The following is a 19318-nucleotide window of genomic DNA, read 5'->3' on the forward strand; positions in this document are numbered from 1 at the left end:
CCCAAAACTATGCTGGAACAGCAGAAACAACAAATCGCCCGTGCGTTGACCTCCTACCTGGACGAGCACAAAAGCGAAGGCATGAGCCAGAACAAGCTGGCTGCCATGTGCGGCATTTCGCCCGCCTACGTGTCGCACATCCTGGCTTCAAACTGGAACGCTGTGCCCGTGGCCGGTGGCAAGACTTCGGTGATTTCTGACCAGGTATGGCGCAAAATCCAGCTGGCCTTGGGCCTGACTTCTGAAGTGTTCGAGACGAAGAATTACCTGGATGTGATGTATGCGCTGGCTCAGGCCAAGGGCAAGGCCGGGTACACCATCATTGATGGTGACACGGGGGCCGGGAAAACCTTTGCCATCACGGAATTCCAGCGCCAATACCCCGCCGCTACCTACGTGCTGAAGTGCTCGAATGCCATGACCGCAAATGAGTTTGTGCGCACGATGGCTGAGGTGGTAGGTGTGGGCAAGACGGGCAGCAAAATGCAGGTGCTGGCTGAGGTAGCCGCTAAGCTCTGCCGTGAGCCGAATGCCCTGCTGGTTATCGATGAGGCTGAAACGATGGTGAAGAAAAACCTGGCCATCGGCTTCATCAAAGACCTGTATGACCGCGTGGAAGGCCGCGCTGCCATTGTTATCACGGGTGCAAATGGCCTGCTGGAGAAGCTAAAAGTGCGTGCCAGCTACAATGTGGAATCCTTTCCGCAGGTGCTGCGCCGCTTCGGAGCTGCGCCGGTATTGCTCAGCAGCGGCATTGACGCTGGTGATGCCGCCGAAATCTGCGCCGCCTTCGGCATCACCAGCAAGCGCGATGTAAGCACGCTGGTAGCCCATTGCACCAACTACGGCACCCTGTTTTCCACGCTCCAGAAGCGCAAGGCAGACCAGGAAGCCCTACAAGCAGCGGCCTGATGGATGCCCAGGTAGAAGCCAGAGGCTGGTTCTGGCTCCATCGGGCTCCTAAGCGGCACTACTTCATCACCACCGATGGCAAGCTGTTCAGCAGCCTCTGCGGGACTCTGGTGGCCCCACAATGGGTAGGTGATGAGCTGCGGCCCCGCTTCCCTGCCAGCGTGAATAACTGCAAAACCTGTCAACGAAAAAGCAAACAGCTCCAGTCAAATGGGTAAGTCCATCAGCGCACATGAAGTGCTCAAAAACAAGTATGAAACCCTGGATGTGCCCGGTGAATGGGTGGACATCATCGGCCTGCCCGAGCGGGGTTTTCGAATGCTGATTTATGGTGAGTCGGGCGGTGGTAAAACCACCTTTACCATGCAGCTGGCCAAGATGCTTACCATGTTCGGTAAGACCTACTACAACAGCTCTGAGGAAGGAGAAGGCAAGTCTATCCAGGATGCCCTGAAGCGTGCCCGCATCGATGAATGCCCCAAAGGAAGCTTCATGCTGGGTGACCGCGACACGTTTGATGAAATGGTGGAGAAGCTGAGCAAGAAGCGCAGCGCTACCACGCTGGTCATTGACTCGCTCCAGTACATGAGCCTGACCAAAGCGCAGTACCAGCATTTGGTGAACCTGTTCCCCAAAAAGAACATCATCATCATCAGCTGGAGCGCTGGCAAGGAGCCCAAGGGTGAGCACGCCAAGGCCATCAAATACATGGTGGATGTGAAGTGTGTGGTGAGTGATGGGCTGGTGGTGGCCAGCAGCCGCTTCGGCCCCACCCAGCCTTACCGCCTGTTCCCTTCCAAGAAGCTCCAGAAGGAAAAGGAGCCGCAGGCAGGTGACCAGCTAACCCTGGTTTAGTGATGGGCAAGCAAGCAATGCTACGCAGCTACATGGTGAAGCGCACGCCGAATGGCCGCGTGCGCTTCAGCCTTCACCAGATGGCACAGAGTCAGGTGGTAGAGCTGCTGAAAGAAGTGGCTACGGAGCCCGCCCCCGATGGCTTGGATGATTTGGCCGCAGTGGTGTCAGCCACCAGCCGCAAGCTGGCTCAGGAACTCCTGGTGCGCCGCTGCTTCCTGCTGACTCCAGTGGCCGAAAACCGCTTCCAGTTGCTCGAAAGTGAAGCCTTCGGCATCCTCATTATCCTCTGGTGTGACCCGCTTATCCAGTACCGGCCGGCCGCTCATACCCTGTTTCAGCAACTCCATCAATTACTGACTTCCAGCTAATGGGACACGCAACCGCTGTGCGGCATGATGATGCTCTGGTAGCACGCCGCCTAATGAACTTCTTAGACCGCTCGGAGCAATGGCAGACGGAGCTGCGCATTGATGTGGGCCTGGCTTGGCTGGAGCGCATGTATGGGGGCACCGCCCTGGAAAGCCAGCTGGCCAGCAGCAAGCTCTTTTGGGCCTGGTGGAATAACAAATGGGCTGCCCGTGACCAGGACATGAGCCGCCGCCTGAAGGTGCTGGCTACGGCTGTGCTGACCTATAAGGCGGGTGAACATGCCACCATGTTCTTCCACGAGCCCGCTGAATTCGCGGTCTTCTACATGCAGACCCACAACCCAGCTAAGCTGAATCTGCTGCTGGATGCCGTGGTGATTGAATCAGTGAATAAGCTAGGCCGCGCCGCCTAACCTCCTGGATGGTCGCAGCTCGGGTTCGACTCCCGAGCCAGGGGCACACTTACCCTTTCCAAAACCCTTTAAACCCTTCTTAAAATGAACGCAATTGCACCTAAAACCGCCCGTAAAGTGCGCTCAGCGGAGCCGCAAAAGAGCCCGAAGCAGCTGGCTGAAGACCGTATGGCCCGCTACACGGTGCTGTACAGCCAGAAGCAGGAAGTAACGGATGCTTACAAAGCGGCCGTGGCCCCGCTGGATGCCGAAATGTCTGAGCTGAAAATGCAGCTGTTTGGCTACGCTGAAGCCAACCAGGCTGACTTCAACGGCAAGAAGACTATGGCCCTGGCCTGCGGCACCATCGGCTTCAAGCTCGGGAACAAGGCCGTGAGCTTCCCGCTGGATGCGCCGGATGACATCAAAGAAAAGTACCTGGCCACGGTGAAGAAAGAGCTGCCTGCGGCCATCGTGGAATCAGTCGATTCTAAGAAGGTCATCGGTGCCTGGGATATGTTCCCGAACCTGAGCAAGAAGCTGGCTAAGCTGGGCATCAGCGTAGGCCAGGAAGACAGCTTCTTCGTGACACCCAAGCTGAAGTAGGGATGGAGAAAGGGCAACGGGTGCGCGTCCTACGCGGGCGCTACAAAGAGCACAAAGGCGAAGTGGACTGTGAGCATGAGGAATGGCCGGACTTCTTCTGGGTGTGGCTGGAGCGCTGGAGAACGACACGCGACCGACTAGGCCAGCCAACCGGACAGGTGCGCATAGAGCCGCATCGGTCACTACAACACAAAGACCAGCTGGAGAAAATCTAGCTGGTGCCTGGATGGTCGCAGCTCGGGTTCGACTCCCGAGCCAGGCACACAAATAGCATCGAAATGAAGCACGTAGTAAAGTTTTCTGGGGGCAAAGATTCTCTGGCTACCCTCCTAGCCGTTCGGGCTACCCAGCCTGAATACACAGTGGTATTCTGTGATACTGGATGGGAGCACCCAGATACCTACACTTACCTGGACTACATCGAAAGCATGATTGGCCAGCCTATCATTCGGGTGCGGAATGAAAAATACCCTGGTGGGCTGCCTGATGTAGTAGTAGCAAAGGGGCGTTTCCCTAGTCAAAAGGCGCGTTTCTGCACAGAAGAACTGAAAGTAAAGCCTGGCATCGATTGGGTTTTGCAGCAGACGGAAGATGTAGTCATCTATCAGGGTGTGCGGGCTGATGAAAGTGCTGCCCGCCGTCACCTGAAGCGCAATGATGAATACTTCCGTTTCTACTTCCAGCCGCTCAGGATGCGCGGGAAGTTTGATAAGCAGATTAAGGCACTTTCCGCTCAGCTGGTAGGCGCTAAGCCGGGTCAGCTGGATATGTTCACCACGCAAGACCTTCATGCGGAGCTGCGTGCGCTGCAAGCTAAAAACGCGGCTACGCTGCGGCCTCAATATGACTCCTACCGGCGCAAAGAAGTCCTGGCCTGGTGTGAAAAATACAGTGCTGACCTGGTGCGGCCGGTTATTTACTGGACTGCGGAAGAAGTCATCAGCTACTGCCTAGAACAAGGTTTCAAGCTGAATCCCCTGTACTATCGGGGTGCCCGCCGCGTGGGCTGCTACCCCTGTATGAATTCGCGCCTGAGCGAAGTGGGGCATATAGCTGAGAACGACCCGTGGCGCATTGATGACATAGCTGAGCTGGAAAACGCAGATGGTGTTTGGGGCACATTCTTCGATGCCAAGAAGGTGCCTGATGCGCACGATACTCAGTGCTATGTGAACCGAAAGGGTCAGCGCCTCACCTCAGCCAACATCTACGGCGTGGTGGCTTATGTCCAGGGAAATCCAGCTCAGGCAATGCTGCTGGATAAGGCTAGCCCCTCGGGCTGCATTTCCCATTACAACATCTGTGAAACTACCATCTAAGCATCATGCAGTACATCACCCTACCACAGAACAAGCGCCTTCACCAGCTCATTAACCAGCTCGGGCTGAAGGATGAAAAGGAAGCCCTAGTGCGGGAATTCAGTGGCATCGGTGCCACCAGCAGTAAGCAGCTGCTGACCCAGGAAGCCATGCGGCTGATAAAGCACCTGGAAGACTGCGCAGCCAACCCCGAAGCCAGCCAGGAACGTGCCATGCGGGCCGATAAGATGCGGAACAAGATTCTATCCCTTGCCCATGAAATGCGCTGGGAGCTGGATGGTGGCCGCGTCGATATGAAGCGGGTGAATGAATGGTGCCAGGCGCGTGGCTTCGGGAAGAAAGACCTGAACCAGTACACCTATGATGAGCTGACGAAGCTGGTGTCACAGTTCAAAATCGTTTACACCAAATACCTGACTGAGCTGAGCAAATGAATATGCCACAACATCTGACAGAGCTGGAGAAAGCAGAGCTGGCTGAGTTCGTGCGGGGCATGGAGACACGCCACCTGCGCATCACACGCCGCGTCTGGAGACACCACGCCGAATTCATGGCCATCATCGATGCGGAGCTGAAGCGGCAAGGGCTAGACCTGGAGACGGTACAAAAGGAAGATGATGACTTCCGTGAAGCACAGATAAAAGGGTTTCAGAATGAAGACTAGCGTTTACAAACTCACCTCACCCGCCTTCCCCGGTGGTGCCATTTATGTATGCTACAAGCTGGGGGCGTTGCAAGCCTTAGACCTGGCTGATGCCCAGCTGAGCACCACCCAGCGGGCCTATCTGCTGGCCGCGCTGCCGGTGGTGGAAGCAGAGCTGGAGAAAGCCCAGCTGGGGAAGATGGTAATACAGCCCATGCCCGAGCGCACCGCGAAGGATAAGATTGTGCTGTTCTGCCTTGCCTATAAAGAGTATCGGCAAGTCACCTACCACGCCACCCAGAACGAACGCAGCAACATCCGCACGGTGCCTGTGTCGAAAGAGCTGCTGAAGACTTTTTTTGAAAGCCCGCTCCAGGACTTCAGCATCAGGAACTACATCAACCGCATCAACATCACCCGTGACCAGCTCAAAAACGGCCGTGACCCCAAGACTCGTTTCCCAAGCGGGTATGACAAAGCCTTCTACAATTCGCTGACTGGTGAAGCCTTAACGGCCTACAGAAAGCACCTTCGGGATAACGGCTGGGTGTATGACGCCAGCCGTGGGTGGGTAGAAAAGGACTGATTATAGATGGATTTTTGGCACATTTGGAGCCTATAACGGACGGTAAACGACATGAAAAGACTGCTATTTGGGGTGCTAATGTGCCTGTTCACTGCCTCGGCATCCGCTCAAACTTGGCCTTCTGAGGCATACGAGCGGGATTGGCGAGCTGGGGAGGATGCTGAACACAAGGGCCGATGGGAGCAAGCGGAAGCCAGCTTCGCCAAATGCTTGGCAGTAACGCCAACCGACACCCTTACAATCCAGGTACACGCCTATGCGGCCATCAATAGCCTAGCACGCAATGCCGTGAAGCCCGAGTCATCGGCAAAGCCCGATTACTTGGCGCTGGCTGTGCGCGATTATGATGCTCTGGTGGCAGCTGGCAAGCTGCGCTACTTACTCAACAAAGCCCAGGCATACGGCCTGCGTGCGGAAGCCACCACCGACCCAGCTGAAGCAAAGAAGCTGCTGGAGCTGGCACTAGCCAGCGTGGCTGCCTACGAAAAGCAGGCTCATCCCACCGATGCTTCAAAAGAAACCCGCAGAGCATTGCTAGACGTAGCCCGCAAGTAACCCAGCCCCGCCAAAGCAAAACGGCCACCCTTATTGGGTGGCCGTTTTCGTTTCTACCTGTGCGCTGTGTGGGCTGAACAACTGGTCATACCTGGTGCGGTCTGCATACTTGATGCGGTACTCGCTGATGACCATTTCCACCGCGTCATGGTTCGGGTCTGGGTAGATGGCTGACCTTTCCAGGCCAACCAGCAACGGCCCGCCTGTGAAGTTCTGAAGTGCCAAGTAGGTGGCCGCTTCCAGGTCATAGGCATCCACCTCAGCCGTGCGCAGTGACTTTGTGCAGTGCCGAATCCGCAGGATGCCTTCACAGTGCTGGATGCCCTTGCTAACCGTTGTGGTCTTTACGCCCTGTAGTTCCAGAAAGGAACACGGAAAAACCCTAACGTTCTCACGGGCTTCTTCAGCCAGCTGGTTGTTCCAGCGCTCATGCTTTTTAATGGCCGGCACTTCAGTCTTCAGGTGCTCACTGATGGTGTCAAAAACAGGCTTCATACAGCAGCTATTTCCTGTGCAGTCTGCACAGCGGTTTTTGCATTGATAACAGCCATTTTAGGGGCTGTAGCAGCCAAAACGCCTTCTATTGTGCGCGGGCTGATGTGATAGGTTACGCTGAGCATCTTCAGGACTTGGGCATAGGTGAGCTTAATCAGCACACGTTCGCCCTTGTACTTCACCACGGATTCTTCAGCCACCAGACGATTATAGTCAGCACGTAATTTCTTATTACGCGCTGTCAAAAGAGCGGTATCGCGGGCCATTAAGGGGAGGGAAAAAATTCTATTGTCCAAATATTGTACTAAGTTCTTGTTCCAGCAAGGAACTGATGCGTTTATCTAGCTCTGGGTGTTCCCCCATGAATTGGCGTTTGGGCATAGTGAACGTGCGCTGAAGCGTAGCCTTCTTCGTCAAGGCCATGCCCTTCCATTGTTCATCCTGCGTCTCGCGGTACATAGCCCAGAAGAACTTCCGCATCTTCGGAGTGATGGCCACGTCTTGCTTTACCACGCCACCTTCGTTGTGCGCCTCGGCATAGGGCACATCCGTCTGGATGATAATGGTGAGCCCGCTGCCAGATAGCGTGAAGCTGCGCCGCAGCCGACCTGAAAGCACCAGCAGGCCACGGCCACCACCGTCACCCTTCACAAACTTCCCGCCCGCGCCGCGCTTCGGCCCGCTGCTTTTGCCGCCCGTGCCATCAGCCCGCAGTGGCCAGGGCTCCCCGAAGAAGCCCTGGCCACGGAAGTTGTCATCAATCGACTCCAGGGCAAGCGCCCCCGCCTGCCCTGGTAAAGACTTGACCAGGCCGTTCAGCTTGCCTGCCATAATCTTCAGGTCGGTCACAAAATCACTCACGGGCTTTGCGTTTGGGCTGCGGTGCGTCTTCATCGGCCATGCGCCGCAGCAGCGGCTTCACGCCCTCGGGCACATCGTAGTATTGGTGCGACTCGGGAAACACCACGCCGGTCTTCCCCGCGTTGTGGCCAAACTCAGGCGGCTTCACGCTCAGCTTATCCAGGTCTTCCTGCGCCGTGGCCGTGCGCCCGGCCCGTGGCACGCGCACCACGTTGCAGCGGCACTTCCAGCCCAGCGGCGGGTAGTGGGTATTCCAGAACGGGTCATCGACGGGCCGCAGCACACCATGTAGCTCTGCATGGGTAGGCCGCACGCGGTCATCACCCACGGTGCTGTACTTCAGGAAGTATTTGTCAGCATCATCCTGGAAAGTAAGCCACTTGGCAGCCATCTGGCCAGTAGCTACGGCCGTGTCATACTCCGTGCGCAGCCAGCTCACGTTATAGTCCTGATGGAGCTGAAGCGCTTCCCGCTCAAAATCTCCGTAGGGCCGCACCTGGCCAGCCTTCACCAGCAGCCCATTCAAGTCCACCAGCAGCTGGTAGCTTTTGTTGGCTGAGAACACATACAGGTGCTGGGTGAGCTTCCCGAGTAGCACGGCATCGGGCTTGCCGAACTCCAGCTCAGGCAGCTTCATGCCGTAGCCTTCCTGTACGCCCTGGCTGAGCTGGCTGGCTGTTTCCTGGTACATGGCCCGCCACTCTGGGCTTCGCAGCATCTTCCGCAGTTTGGGCTGGTCGGTGTGGAGCTTGCGGAGCACCGCATCAAACAGCTGCTTCAGCTTGGATTCGCCGCTGGCCAGGGTTATCTGGTCGGTGCCCACGGCGCTGGGCTGCGCCGTGGGCTCAGGAAAATTTGGCGTGGCCAGCTTGGCTTTGCCCTTTGGCCCTCGGGCGTTCGGCGGTGCGGGCGTATCCTTTTCGGGGTCATCCGTGGGCTCGGGCTTCGGTGGCTTGGGCGGGTTCAGGCGGGCCTGGTCTTCATCAATCCACTTCCGCCACTTCCATTCATAGCCTTCCAGCTGGTACCCCCACTGCTTCAGGAACGGGAACAGCTCATAGTTCACGAAGAAGAACACGAAGCGCATCCGTGCCTGGATGTAGTGCTCCTGTACCCGTTCGTGAACTTCGCCACCCGCACGGCTGCCGGTTTCTTGGCTGGTGGCTGTTTGGCCCGAAATCAGGTAGGCTATTTCATCATTGCAGGCATCGGTAAGTGCCTTGTAGATGCTGCCATCCTGGTTGCTGCTGGATTCCTTAATCTCCAGGGTTTCGCTGGTATCGACAATCATCCAACCATTCGCGCCCATGTTCGCCAGCGCCTGTTCCTTGTTGGAAATCTCGCTGTCATCGGTGGCGTCAGACTTGAGCGTGATGAGCGGCATACCAAACTTCTCCGAACGGCGGCTCCAGTCGATGCGGCTGTAACGCTTCCAGATGATTTCAGGCGCGGCTTTGTTCAGGATGCCCAGCGCATCACGGCCTTCTTCGTCCTTCAGCCGGACTTCCAGCAGCAGCTTCGTGTAGTCGGCATCAAAGTCACGGAACGGGATGCCTACGTCATCGGTGGGCCGCAGTAGCACCTGGCCCATTTCGGGTACCACCTGCCCGCGTGGGATGATGTCAAATCGTTCAAATTCGCCTACCTCGTTCGGGTAGTCGAAATTGATGAGCGTGTGACCATAGAAGTCCGTGTCCAGCACGCGGCTCAGGAATTCAAAGAACCACGGCCGCTGAAAGAGCTTCAGTAGCTCATGGTTTTCCTTGCCCTTGTCATCCACCACGGCAAAGCCTTCAGACAGCACCTTGTTCTTCAGGGTAGCTATCTGCCCGGTCAGGTAGTTGTCTTTGGTGATTTGCTGGTAGATGGCCATGAGCTGGTCACGGCGCGGCCGGATGGGGTTCAGGGCGCGGTCTTCGGCCCGTTTCCAGGCTTCCATTTCCGCCTGGGATTTGACGCGCTGGGTGGCTCTCTCCAGCTGTTCAGTCAGGCGGGGCGCACGCTTTGGCTTCTTGCCCGAAGCCGGGCTGTTCACAGGTGCCGCGGCTGGCTTCCTGGCCAGGCTGATGCCATCCCAGCGGCTGAAAATGGCTTTGAAGGATTCTAACATGGGTCAGGCTTAAAATTCGTGTGAGCGTGCTTGCTGGCTTCCGTAGCGGAAAAGCCGGTGCGCCTGGCCAGGCGCGTCAGTGGTGCCGTAGCGGGGTAAGTCTGGATTGCCACGGCCGCTTTCCACCTGCTTCAGCCAGGCCAGGGCGGCTTTGTAGCGGGTTTCCCGCACCTCAGCCACGTTGCGGAAGGTCACCCGTGGCATCAGGTGCCAGAGCGTGACATCCACCACCGTCATCACCAGCTGGCCATTCCGGTCTTCGCCCTGCTGAGCATAGGCCGCTTCCATGTCGAAGCGGCCCCGCAGGTAGCCCGCCACTTCGGATAGGGCATTGCGCTCAGCCAGCTCACGGATGGTGCTGTCTGCTTCGGTCAGGTCGCGTAAATCGTCCTGGTCAATCTGTGCCAGGTAGTCTTCATCGGTTAGGAAAGCCATGTTTAAAAGCCTCGTGAATTGTTTTTGACGAATGCGCCCGTGCGTGCTGCGCCCCGGCCGCTGAGCCTGCCGATGATGACCAGCTTAGCATGTGCCGACTGGTCAGCATCCGGCCCGTCATCGTAGCGGGCACCTTCTTCCCAGCCGGTCAGCTGTTCGACGCTGGCAATCATATCGGGGTCTTCCAGCTGGCTGATGTCATAGAAAACATCCCCGTTGTGGTACTGCGTAGTCATGGAGCCAATGCGGTCAGCTTTGTCACCCTTGCGCTCCAGGTCGAACTTGATGAAGTTGGTGACCCCGTAGCGCTTCGCTGCGGCATCGATGATGGGCTTTAGCAGAATGCGCTGGGTGGCGTTGGCTTCCACGTAGCACCGCATTTTGAGCTGAACCGCTTTGGGCAAGCTCAGATAGAAGCGGAACCACCAGTCTATGGCCTGCGCGGGTGTTTCCGTTTGCCGCAGGTACGCCTTCAGCTTGTTCAGCGTCACGCCCTTCTTAGCCCAGCATTTGATGGCCGTGTAGTCGGATTTCTTGCTGGTGCTGTAAGACATATCACCATACATCACGATGGCATCGAACTGCGTCCAGTCGTTGGGCATCTTCTTCCACTGGATGGCTTCCCGAGTGAAGACCCCGGCATCTTCCTGCGGGTCATTCATGTACTCCGTCTGGAAGGCTTTCCAGCCCACATCCTTCTTCAGCTGGTCGAAATACGCTTCCGTGTACTTGCCCCAGGTGGGCTTGCCGTTTTCATCCAGGGCGTTTACCAGCAGGTGGTGCCACTCGGGCCGCTCGGCAACCACCGTGGACAGAATGCCGGTTTTGGTGATGCGGTTGTTCACTAGGATGAAGCGGGCTATGCCGATGTCCATTGTGGGTATCACGGCCCGATACAGCCAGTCCACCGCTTCGCGGATGCGGGCGGGGTTCTTCTTCAGCTTGTCATCATCCAGGTCATCACAGGCGATGTAATCGGGGCGGTTGGCCCCGAAGCGTGTGCCACGGGGCGGCTCACCCATGCCCAGCGCTACGAATGCGCAGCCATCGTTCGTGACGAATTCACCCTGTTCCCAGCTGCCCAGCTTCACCTGCTCACCAAAGTCATGGATGTAGCGCGGGTTCGCTGCCAGCTCAGCCTGGATGTCCTGGAGCAAGCGCACGGCGGTTTTGTGATTCTTGCCCACCAGCATCATCACATTGATTTGCCGGGGCTCCTGAATCTTCAGCCACAGGGGCAAGAAAATGTCAACGTGGGTGGACTTGGCACCACCACGGAAGATTTCCCAGATGCCCTTATAGTTGGGCGTGTTGCGCACGGTGTTGGCTCCATCGATGTGGAACGGTGCGCAGTGGGTCACCTCACCCAGCTTGTTCTGGGTGTAGTGCGGGAAGTAGTAGGTGACGAAGAAATCATAATCCGCCTGCGCACGCTGGATGCGGATGCGTTTCGTGTACTCGTTTTCATCCCGGTCTACGGGGCGGTCAGAGCTGATTTTCGTTACCAGCTCCTTCCACCTGGAGTGCAGGTTCTTCTTCTTGGACAGTGTTGCCATGCTTGACCTCTATTTGGGCGCTGTGGCGTAAGCTGAGCCGTTGCGGTGCGTCTTCTCCTGTATCTGGCAGGGTGCGTAGCGTGGCGGGGCTTTTAAACGCCTTTTGAACGGTGTTTCTATTGGGAACTATCCCAGCTCAGTGAACTTGCGCTCTATGAAGCGGTCTAAGTGGGGCATTTGCCGCTTCGCTTCCGTGGCGTCTCCAGCAAAGAGGGTGGTGGTGTATTCCTCGATGACTTGGATGTAGGTGTCAATGCTGAGCTTCTTATCCAGCTCGGCAATGCTTTTGGAAATCATCCGAATGGCCTGGGTTTCGGCCGTGGTCATCACCCGCCGCTTCCCATCGGCATCCACTGCCTGGTCTTTAATCAGGCTTATCTGCTGATACAGCTCAGTGATGATTTCTTGGCGGGTGGCGGTCTTGGCTCCTTTGATGGTGTCCCAGCCACCTTCCTTCTTCCAGGTGCTGAGCGTGTTTTCGCTCACACCCACACGGGCCGCAATTTCCTGCTGGCTTTTGGTGCTGTTCAGGAAGTAGCTCAGAGCCAATTCCCGCTTTTCCTTATTGGTCATTCGCGCGCGGTTTTATAGCGGATTGACTTCAAAGGAATCCAAGCGCAGTCCAAGCTGCCAGAAGTGATTTCCATGATGCGGGCAATTACTACGCATCATGGAAATGAGCGCTTTACACCCGCCTGGGTGCCCCGCTATCATTGGGTTCTAATTCGGAAACGCGGCACCTAAACCCAATGAATGGCACGCTTTACAGTACACGATGAAAGCCTGAACGTGTATGGCTTCCGCATCCTGACCAAAGGCATTGACATCAGCGCATTCAAGAAGAATCCGGTGATGCTCTATATGCACGACCGCAGCATCATGCCCATCGGCAAATGGGAAGACTTGCGGAAGGAGGATGATGGGAGAATGACCGCAGAAGCGGTATTCGACAAAGAAGATGAATTCGCGCAGCGGGTGGAATCGAAAGTGGAGCAAGGCATTCTGAGCGCCTGTTCCGTGTGGGTTTCGCCACTGGCCTGGTCTGATAAGCCGGAAGTGCTACTGCCTGGCCAGAGCCGCCCCACGGTCACCAGCTCGCTGCTGAACGAAATCTCCATTGTGGACATCCCTGGCAACCGGAGCGCACTGAAGCTGAGCCTGAGCAACGGGGTGACCCTGGCTGATGCCTCAGCTGGTGCCGAAGCACTCGACTCAATCTTACCCAAACTCAATCTTAAAACCGCCCTGAACATGGATGAAATCCTGTTGGCGCTCGGCCTTCCGGCCGGGGCAAGCGAAAAGCAAATTGCTGACGCTATCAAACAGCTGAAGCTGGCTAACCAGTCGAACACCACGCAGCTCATGCTGAGCCTGGCCAAGAAGGCGGGCCTGGTGACCGATGCAAACGAAGCCTACTTCACGAAGCTGGCAGCCGCCTCGCCTGAGCTGGCTGTGGAGTTCCTGGAGCAAGCCAAGCCCGCAGCTGCAACCACACCGCCCGCCAAAGAAGTGCGCCTGGCTGAAGTGGTGACTGCCGTGGCTCAGGCCAACCAGAACGGCACCACCGAAACCCAGCTGGCCAACGACCCGCGCAAAGACTGGACGATGCGCGACTACGAGCGCAAAGCGCCTGCTGAGCTGCTGAAGCTGAAGCGGGAACATCCCGAGAAGTACCAGAAGCTCTACGCTGCGCAGTACGGCGGCATCACGGTCTAGCTACCAAAACGCAGCCGGTAAGTAGCCCTGGGCTGTCCAAAATCAGGTCTATAAATCAACTCAAACGACACTTTTTCCAGCTTTCTAATGAAGCGTCTTAAACTCGAAAACGTTGTTTTCAACCTCGTGATGGCCTTTTTGCTGGCCATTGTGGCCATGACCGTTGCGCCGGCTCACCACCTTGCGGTGGGTGCCACCGTGGGTGGTGGCGTGTTGGCCCTCGGCTGCCTGGCTCAGTCGGTCAGCGGCTCGGCTGCCTTCATGGCTGTCCAGCGTGAAATCTGGGTGGATACCATCGAAGAAAACATCTACCCCAATAACTCTTTCATGATGCAGTCCCGTGATGACGGTGCGTTCCTGGAAGGGAAAACGGTGAAGCTGAACCAGGCCGGTGGCAAGCCCGCTGTGCAGAAGAACCGGGCGGTGCTGCCCGCCACGGCTGCCAAGCGTGTGGACTCGACTGCTGATTACGACATCGATGAGTACACCACTGACCCGATTGTAGTCCAGAAGACGGAGGAAATTGAGGCCAGCTATGGCAAGCGCCAGTCGGTGATGTTCGACCATACCGAAGTGCTGAAGACGAAGGTGGCAGAAGGCATGGCCTACTCCTGGTCGCCCACCCTCGGCGTGAACATCATCCGCACCACGGGCGCTGCCCGCCCTGGCTACAAAGTGTGGCAGCTGGGTGTAGGCGCTGTGCAGCGCAAGCGCATCACCCAAGACGACATCATGAACGCCGCCGCCATCCTGAATTCCCAGGACGTGCCGCAGGAAGGCCGCTTCATGCTTATCGATTCCATGCTGGTGCAAGACCTGCTGAAAATCGAAGCCTTCACCAGCCTGGAGAAAATCGGCAAGGCTGTCCTGGTGGATGGGGCCATCGGCCGCATCGGCGGCTTCGATGTCTTCGTGCGCAGCTCCACTACCGTCTACGATGTGGATGACAACACCAAAAAAGACTTCTCTGAGGCTGTGAGCATCGGTGATAACGTGTCTTGCCTGTTCTGGCAAAAGAACTTCGTGCGCCGCTGCTTCGGTGGCTCCAGCAACGGTGGTATCGAAGTGTTCGAGGACTCGGGCAGCAACGGCAACGGTAACCCGCTGTTCTACGGCACGGTCATTTCCGCCCTGGTTCGCTCGGGTGGCCGCGCCGCCCGCGCTGATGAGCGCGGCATTGTGGCCCTGGTAGAAGCCCACGCCTAAAGTGGCTCCAGTAGAAACTGGGTGGGGAACCTACGGCGGTACCCTTGGCTCGCTGCTGGTAGTGGTACAACTCAGCGCGGTTAGCGCCCAAGGCATCGTAGCCACGGTACTCTACGCAGCACTCGGGGCCACCGTGGGCTTCCTCACTCAGATTCTGCTGCGCAAGCTGGTACGCTGGTTTAAAATCAACATAGACTGATGCTGAAGATTCTGATTGCCTTCCTGCTCCTGGTAGTGGCGTTTGGGGGGTGCGTCCTGGCCTACGACAAACTTTCAACGGGCTCGACTCGCAGAGCGGTGCGCCGGGTGCAAGTTTTCGCAGGCCGCTGGGGTGGGTCGGCAATCATTTTGGTCGGCCTGGTTCTCTGGTTCGCTTATCCGCTGCTGGCCTTCCTGGTTCAGAATGCGGAAGGGGATGGTAACGCAGATGGGCCTGCGCTGATGGATGTGGGCGTGTTCCAGACCATCCTGCTGGCCACGATTCGTGCGGTAGCCATTTACTGCTTCTCTCGCCTGCTGGTGAAGAAATACTGGCCTGCCATTGACCGCTTTTTGAATAGGGTTTTTGTACGGGCTTTCTATCGTCTTACCGAATGGCAAAAGGTTATCGTGTCGCTCTGGGTGCTCTCGCTCTTTGTCTATCTCTGCGCTCAGCTCACGCACTAGCACCCGACACCGCCACTGCTGAAGGCCGCACCCGCACTGCGCTGGTGAAGGTCTTCAGCAGCCAGGTGGGGGTAAAGGAACAAGGCGGCTCCAACCGGGGGCCGAAAGTCAAAGTCTACCTGGCCAGCTCAGGCAATCACGAAGGGCAGCCCTGGTGCGCCGCTTTTGTGAACTGGTGTTTTCGCCAGGTGGGGCTGCATGGCCCGGCTGGAGCTGGAGCCGCCCGCAACTGGTTTCCGGCCGCTCGGGTGATTTACCGCCGGGGTGCTGCTGCAAAGAAGAAGCCGCAGCCAGGTGACTGCGCTGGCTTCTACTATGCCCACCTCGGGCGCATCGGCCACATCGGCTTCATCGAACGCTGGGAAGAAAACTTCGCCATTACGGTGGAAGGAAACACAGGCGGTGGCAGCGGCATCAACCGCAACGGTGATGGTGTCTACCGGATGCGCCGCCTTCGCTCTCAAATCTCAATCGTCTCAACCTGGATTCCCAAATCCTGATGCTCTACACCGCAAACCGCTCCACTGGCACCACCGCTTTTGCTACTCGGGCCATGAAGCTGAAGCCGTTTGCAGGTGTCCTGGTGTGGTGCGTGTGCGTGGCCAGTGGCTGCGCACCGCGCCCCATCAGCGCATCAGAAGTGGTGGTGAAGGATAGCACCACCCGCAAGGAAATACAGCGGCTGGCTTCAGTGTCGGTGCCAGGTGCTTCAGCGGAGCTGAGCACCCGCCTGGAGTACGACGAAAAAACGCACCGCTTCAAGCCCGTGACCTTCTACCGCCAAAGCGGCCACACGCGGCTTTTCTTCAGCATCGATGAGCTAGGCCAGGTGACCAGCTCAGCGGTGTCCGCCCCCTGGCTGGCTCAGGTGCCCGTGACGGATACAGAAGTCACCCGCACCCGCAGCGAAGCCAGGAAAGAGCGGGTGGAAGTGCCAGTGAAAGCGCCGATGAGCGGGCTGGCCAAATTCTGCTGCTGGTTCACGGGCCTTGCCCTGCTGGCCACGGCCCTCACCATCTACCTACGCTTTTTCTCGCCTTTCAAATGAGTAAGAAAACCCACACCCACCAGGAGCTGGTGGATAAGTCTGCGGCCTACTTCGCCAGTAACCAGGACGTGAAGACGCTCCTGGCCACTACCCACGACGGAAAATTCTACCGCCCCGAAAATGCCAGCTATGCGGCTCACAGCGCCGAAAAGCACGGTGGCGAAGTGGTGACCATCCACCAGCTGGAGCCTACTGGCCAGGTGGACACGGAAGGTGCGCAGCTGCTGCCCGCCTCGGGTGGCCTGGCTGAGCTGGTGAAGTCCGCCGTGCGGGTGCTGCTGCCCGAGTCGCAGCCGACCGACCCCGCATCTGAAGCGGCCGTGAAGTCCGTGGTGGCCGAAACGGTTGCCCTGGAAAACGCTCTGGCTGGTGCTCAGCCTGCCGCTGGCCAGGTGGCTGCCAAGCCTGCCGCCGCACCCAAAAAGCCCAAGGCTGCCAAAGCTGCCCCGAAATCGACCGGCCGCAAGGCTGCCACCAAAGCTGCTGAATAAGCAATGTCAAGACCTCAAGTAAAAATCTCGCTCGGGAACGGGCAGCTGGGGCGTCAGGCCGTAGCGCTGGATGGCATTGCCCTGCTGGTCATTGGTGCCCCCGCTGACTACACGGCCACGGAGACGCTGTTTTACAGCCGCCGTGATGCGGAAGTGGCTGGCCTGACCGAAGCCGCTGACATCGAAAATGGAGCCCTGGTGTGGGAGCACATCAAAGACTTCTACGCCGAAGCCGGTGAAGGTGCCCCGCTGCATGTGCTGCTGGTGGACAACGCCACCACGCTCACCAACCTGTTCACCGAAGCCCACGCTTCCTTCGTGGCCCTGGCCACGAAGCTCCAGGCGGAAGCCGGTGCCATTCGCCTGCTGGGTGTGGCCCTGAATCCGGTGGCTGCTGAAGCAGCTGGTGCCAGCGGCATCACGGCTGACCTGCTGGCTGCCATTCCGCTGGCTCAGGCGCTGGCAGCTGCGGAGTTCACCCGCTACCGCCCGCTGGACATCGTGTTGGAAGGGCGCTTGTTCTCGGGTACGGCTGCGGCTGCTACCGACCTGCGCACCCTGGCTTCCAACTGCGTCAGCGTAACCATCGGCCGCGATGCCCTGCGCTCGGCTGCGCTGGTGACTGCGGGCGTGGCCGTGGCCAGCAAGTACGCCGCAGTGGGCACCATGCTCGGGCGGTTGGCTGCCATCCCCGTTCAGCGCAGCATCGGCCGCGTGAAGGATGGCCCGCTGGCAGGCTGGAAGCAGGCCAGCCTGAGCGGTGGCCAGCTGGTAAGCACACTGGCTGAAACGGCGCTGGATGCGCTGACCGATAAGGGCTACATCTTTCCGCTGATGCACGCGGGCAAGGATGGGTACTTCTTCAACGATGACCCGACCTGTGCCGCCGCTACCGATGATTACGCCTTCGTGAAGGATGGCCGCGTCATCAAAAAAGCTGCCCGCATTGCTCGGGCCGTGTACCTGGATGAGCTGCTGGATGATGTGCGGGTGGATGCCAGCACGGGGCAGCTGCCGGCCATTGAGGTGGCCCGCTTCCAGAACGTGCTGGAGAATGCCATTGAAGGCCAGATGGTGGTGACGGGTGAAGCCGTGGCCGTGAGCGTCTTCATTGACCCCACGCAGAATGTCACCGCCACCGACAAAATCAAAGCCGTGGTGCGCATCACGAAAATGGCCACGGGCCGCACCATTGAAGCCCAGGTCGAATTCTTCAACCCTTTTAACGCCTAAGCCTGGCCATGATTAACGGCAAAGAATACAGCTACCAGGACATTCAGGCCACGATGCTCGGGCGTCCTGTGGCTGGCCTCACGGCCATCGAGTACGGCGAAAAGGCCGACCGCAAATTCATCTGGGGCACGGGCCGCAGGCCCATTGCCTACGCGAATGGGCAGATTGAAGCGGATGGCACGCTCACCCTGCTTCAGTCGGAGTTTGAAGCCTTGACCCGTGGCCTGCGGCCTGGTCAGTCGGTCACCACCATTCCGCCTTTCGACATCATCGTGATGTACATACCGGACGAAGAAAATCCGGTCATCGTGAAGGATGTGCTGAAAAGCGTGCTGCTGCTGGAGTTCAAGAAAGGCGGCAAGGCGGGTGACCTGAACATGCCCATCACGCTGCCCTTCGCCTGCGCCGAAGTCAAGCTGAACCAACAATAACACCTGGCACCCAGCCAGGCATGGTGCCTGGCTGGGTGCTCTTTTAAACAGTCTTTAAACGCTTGCCCCAAACCCTTTTTCAACTCCCCAAATGGAAGAGAACAACATCCCCGAAGTAATTGCTGAAGACACCGAAATGGTGGATAAGAAAGGCAACCCTACGCAGCGGCAAATCGATGCCTGGACTGCTGAGCACGGCAAAGTGAAGCAGTTTGAAGTAGATGGCAAAGTGGTCTGCTTCAGCCAGCCCGACCGCAAGACGGTGGGCGCGGCAAACCAGGTGCTGGTGCGCACGAAGGACGTGACCAAGTACGCCGATACCATCCTGGCTAACTGCCAGCTCAACTTCAAAGCGGAAACCGCCGCCGATGATGAGCTGTATTTCGCCCTCCAGTCGAAGGTGGATGAAATCGTCACCAGCAAGGTTGCGACCCTAAAAAACTAATTGAGGAAGCTGAGGTCACCACTGACACCAGCTTCCTCAGAATCATCGATGCTCAGCTGCGGTACTACTACCGCATGAGCCAGAAAGAAGTAGATGCGCTGTCTGAAGAACAGTGGGCAGAGCACTACGCAGACCTGGTGTGGATACGTGAGCAAGAAGCCAAGCAAGAAGGCGGCGGCTAAGCTGCCGCCTTCTTGCTGAGGTGCCACACGAAGAACGCCACGGGCATGATGCCAGCCCAACTGAGCCACCAGAAGCTGGTGAGCACCACCAGCGGAAACAAGGCCACGGGGCTCCAGCGCATCCAGCGCACGGCCCAGAGCACGGCACCCAGCAGCATCACAGCCAGGGCCGCAATCACCAACACAGACAAGTAACCGGCAAGC

The 19318-nt window shown here is 57.8% G+C and carries 28 protein-coding genes; 20 read left to right on the forward strand and 8 right to left on the reverse strand.

What is annotated here, in order from left to right:
- Nucleotides 1-9 precede the first annotated feature (9 nt).
- The 10 genes from ACE191_RS13670 to ACE191_RS13715 all read left to right on the forward strand — a co-directional run bounded on the left by ACE191_RS13670 (nt 10) and on the right by ACE191_RS13715 (nt 6239).
- Entirely contained in the window at nt 10-912 is a 903-nt protein-coding gene (locus ACE191_RS13670) for an AAA family ATPase (protein WP_400192790.1), read from the forward strand.
- A 210-nt stretch (nt 913-1122) separates the two neighbouring features.
- Nucleotides 1123-1767 (forward strand): AAA family ATPase, encoded by a 645-nt coding sequence (locus tag ACE191_RS13675; RefSeq protein WP_400192791.1) that lies wholly within the window; start codon nt 1123-1125, stop codon nt 1765-1767.
- Nucleotides 1768-1769: 2 nt separating this feature from the next.
- Complete coding sequence (locus ACE191_RS13680; protein WP_400192792.1) at nt 1770-2138, forward strand: hypothetical protein; 369 nt, start codon at nt 1770-1772, stop codon at nt 2136-2138.
- A 53-nt stretch (nt 2139-2191) separates the two neighbouring features.
- Nucleotides 2192-2551, forward strand: a complete 360-nt coding sequence (locus tag ACE191_RS13685; protein ID WP_400192793.1) for a hypothetical protein — start codon at nt 2192-2194, stop codon at nt 2549-2551.
- Nucleotides 2552-2719: 168 nt separating this feature from the next.
- The gene (locus ACE191_RS13690; protein WP_400192794.1) at nt 2720-3136 is read left to right on the forward strand and encodes a host-nuclease inhibitor Gam family protein; all 417 of its coding nucleotides are present in this window, start codon (nt 2720-2722) and stop codon (nt 3134-3136) included.
- A gap of 278 nt (nt 3137-3414) precedes the next feature.
- Nucleotides 3415-4455, forward strand: coding sequence for a phosphoadenosine phosphosulfate reductase family protein (locus ACE191_RS13695; RefSeq protein ID WP_400192795.1), 1041 nt, complete (start codon nt 3415-3417; stop codon nt 4453-4455).
- Nucleotides 4456-4460: 5 nt separating this feature from the next.
- A complete protein-coding gene (locus ACE191_RS13700; protein WP_400192796.1) occupies nt 4461-4889 on the forward strand; it encodes a hypothetical protein in 429 nt (142 codons plus the stop codon).
- Entirely contained in the window at nt 4886-5119 is a 234-nt protein-coding gene (locus ACE191_RS13705; RefSeq protein WP_400192797.1) for a hypothetical protein, read from the forward strand. Before ACE191_RS13700 ends, ACE191_RS13705 begins: the two co-directional genes overlap by 4 nt.
- A complete protein-coding gene (locus ACE191_RS13710) occupies nt 5109-5684 on the forward strand; it encodes a hypothetical protein (RefSeq protein ID WP_400192798.1) in 576 nt (191 codons plus the stop codon). Before ACE191_RS13705 ends, ACE191_RS13710 begins: the two co-directional genes overlap by 11 nt.
- 51 nt (nt 5685-5735) lie before the next feature.
- Nucleotides 5736-6239 carry a hypothetical protein gene (locus tag ACE191_RS13715; RefSeq protein ID WP_400192799.1) on the forward strand — a complete coding sequence of 168 codons (504 nt, stop codon included), beginning with the start codon at nt 5736-5738 and terminating at the stop codon, nt 6237-6239.
- A gap of 30 nt (nt 6240-6269) precedes the next feature.
- On the opposite strand, the gene ACE191_RS13720 is transcribed toward ACE191_RS13715, so the two are convergent.
- The 7 genes from ACE191_RS13720 to ACE191_RS13750 form a co-directional block, all read right to left on the reverse strand.
- Entirely contained in the window at nt 6270-6734 is a 465-nt protein-coding gene (locus ACE191_RS13720; protein WP_400192800.1) for a hypothetical protein, read from the reverse strand.
- The gene (locus ACE191_RS13725; protein WP_400192801.1) at nt 6731-7000 is read right to left on the reverse strand and encodes a hypothetical protein; all 270 of its coding nucleotides are present in this window, start codon (nt 6998-7000) and stop codon (nt 6731-6733) included. Before ACE191_RS13725 ends, ACE191_RS13720 begins: the two co-directional genes overlap by 4 nt.
- Nucleotides 7001-7019: 19 nt before the next feature.
- Nucleotides 7020-7628: a hypothetical protein gene (locus tag ACE191_RS13730; RefSeq protein WP_400192802.1), complete on the reverse strand. Its 609-nt coding sequence runs from the start codon at nt 7626-7628 to the stop codon at nt 7020-7022.
- Nucleotides 7588-9468 (reverse strand): DUF935 family protein, encoded by a 1881-nt coding sequence (locus ACE191_RS13735; protein ID WP_400192803.1) that lies wholly within the window; start codon nt 9466-9468, stop codon nt 7588-7590. The genes ACE191_RS13730 and ACE191_RS13735 overlap by 41 nt, the downstream gene beginning before the upstream one ends.
- A gap of 246 nt (nt 9469-9714) precedes the next feature.
- Nucleotides 9715-10140, reverse strand: a complete 426-nt coding sequence (locus ACE191_RS13740) for a phage protein Gp36 family protein (RefSeq protein ID WP_400192804.1) — start codon at nt 10138-10140, stop codon at nt 9715-9717.
- A gap of 2 nt (nt 10141-10142) precedes the next feature.
- Nucleotides 10143-11696 carry a hypothetical protein gene (locus tag ACE191_RS13745; RefSeq protein WP_400192805.1) on the reverse strand — a complete coding sequence of 518 codons (1554 nt, stop codon included), beginning with the start codon at nt 11694-11696 and terminating at the stop codon, nt 10143-10145.
- Between the two features lie 126 nt (nt 11697-11822).
- Nucleotides 11823-12269, reverse strand: a complete 447-nt coding sequence (locus ACE191_RS13750) for a hypothetical protein (protein ID WP_400192806.1) — start codon at nt 12267-12269, stop codon at nt 11823-11825.
- A 180-nt stretch (nt 12270-12449) separates the two neighbouring features.
- Here ACE191_RS13750 and ACE191_RS13755 point away from each other — a divergent pair, with 180 nt between their 5' ends.
- The 10 genes from ACE191_RS13755 to ACE191_RS13800 all read left to right on the forward strand — a co-directional run bounded on the left by ACE191_RS13755 (nt 12450) and on the right by ACE191_RS13800 (nt 18932).
- Nucleotides 12450-13412 carry a hypothetical protein gene (locus ACE191_RS13755; RefSeq protein ID WP_400192807.1) on the forward strand — a complete coding sequence of 321 codons (963 nt, stop codon included), beginning with the start codon at nt 12450-12452 and terminating at the stop codon, nt 13410-13412.
- Between the two features lie 87 nt (nt 13413-13499).
- A complete protein-coding gene (locus ACE191_RS13760) occupies nt 13500-14618 on the forward strand; it encodes a phage capsid protein (protein ID WP_400192808.1) in 1119 nt (372 codons plus the stop codon).
- Nucleotide 14619: 1 nt separating this feature from the next.
- On the forward strand, nt 14620-14817 hold the full coding sequence (locus ACE191_RS13765) for a hypothetical protein (RefSeq protein WP_400192809.1): 198 nt from the start codon (nt 14620-14622) through the stop codon (nt 14815-14817).
- Nucleotides 14817-15284 (forward strand): hypothetical protein, encoded by a 468-nt coding sequence (locus ACE191_RS13770; RefSeq protein ID WP_400192810.1) that lies wholly within the window; start codon nt 14817-14819, stop codon nt 15282-15284. The genes ACE191_RS13765 and ACE191_RS13770 overlap by 1 nt, the downstream gene beginning before the upstream one ends.
- Before the next feature lie 44 nt (nt 15285-15328).
- Nucleotides 15329-15784: a CHAP domain-containing protein gene (locus tag ACE191_RS13775; protein ID WP_400192811.1), complete on the forward strand. Its 456-nt coding sequence runs from the start codon at nt 15329-15331 to the stop codon at nt 15782-15784.
- Entirely contained in the window at nt 15784-16332 is a 549-nt protein-coding gene (locus ACE191_RS13780) for a hypothetical protein (RefSeq protein ID WP_400192812.1), read from the forward strand. Before ACE191_RS13775 ends, ACE191_RS13780 begins: the two co-directional genes overlap by 1 nt.
- On the forward strand, nt 16329-16823 hold the full coding sequence (locus tag ACE191_RS13785) for a hypothetical protein (RefSeq protein WP_400192813.1): 495 nt from the start codon (nt 16329-16331) through the stop codon (nt 16821-16823). Before ACE191_RS13780 ends, ACE191_RS13785 begins: the two co-directional genes overlap by 4 nt.
- Nucleotides 16824-16826: 3 nt before the next feature.
- Entirely contained in the window at nt 16827-18056 is a 1230-nt protein-coding gene (locus ACE191_RS13790) for a DUF2586 family protein (protein ID WP_400192814.1), read from the forward strand.
- Between the two features lie 8 nt (nt 18057-18064).
- Complete coding sequence (locus tag ACE191_RS13795; RefSeq protein ID WP_400192815.1) at nt 18065-18487, forward strand: hypothetical protein; 423 nt, start codon at nt 18065-18067, stop codon at nt 18485-18487.
- A gap of 91 nt (nt 18488-18578) precedes the next feature.
- Nucleotides 18579-18932, forward strand: coding sequence for a hypothetical protein (locus ACE191_RS13800; protein WP_400192816.1), 354 nt, complete (start codon nt 18579-18581; stop codon nt 18930-18932).
- 178 nt (nt 18933-19110) lie between these two features.
- Here ACE191_RS13800 and ACE191_RS13805 read toward each other — a convergent pair whose 3' ends face one another.
- Entirely contained in the window at nt 19111-19305 is a 195-nt protein-coding gene (locus ACE191_RS13805) for a hypothetical protein (protein ID WP_400192817.1), read from the reverse strand.
- Nucleotides 19306-19318: the final 13 nt, after the last annotated feature.

Source organism: Hymenobacter sp. B81 (genome assembly GCF_044628455.1).
Classification (GTDB): domain Bacteria; phylum Bacteroidota; class Bacteroidia; order Cytophagales; family Hymenobacteraceae; genus Solirubrum.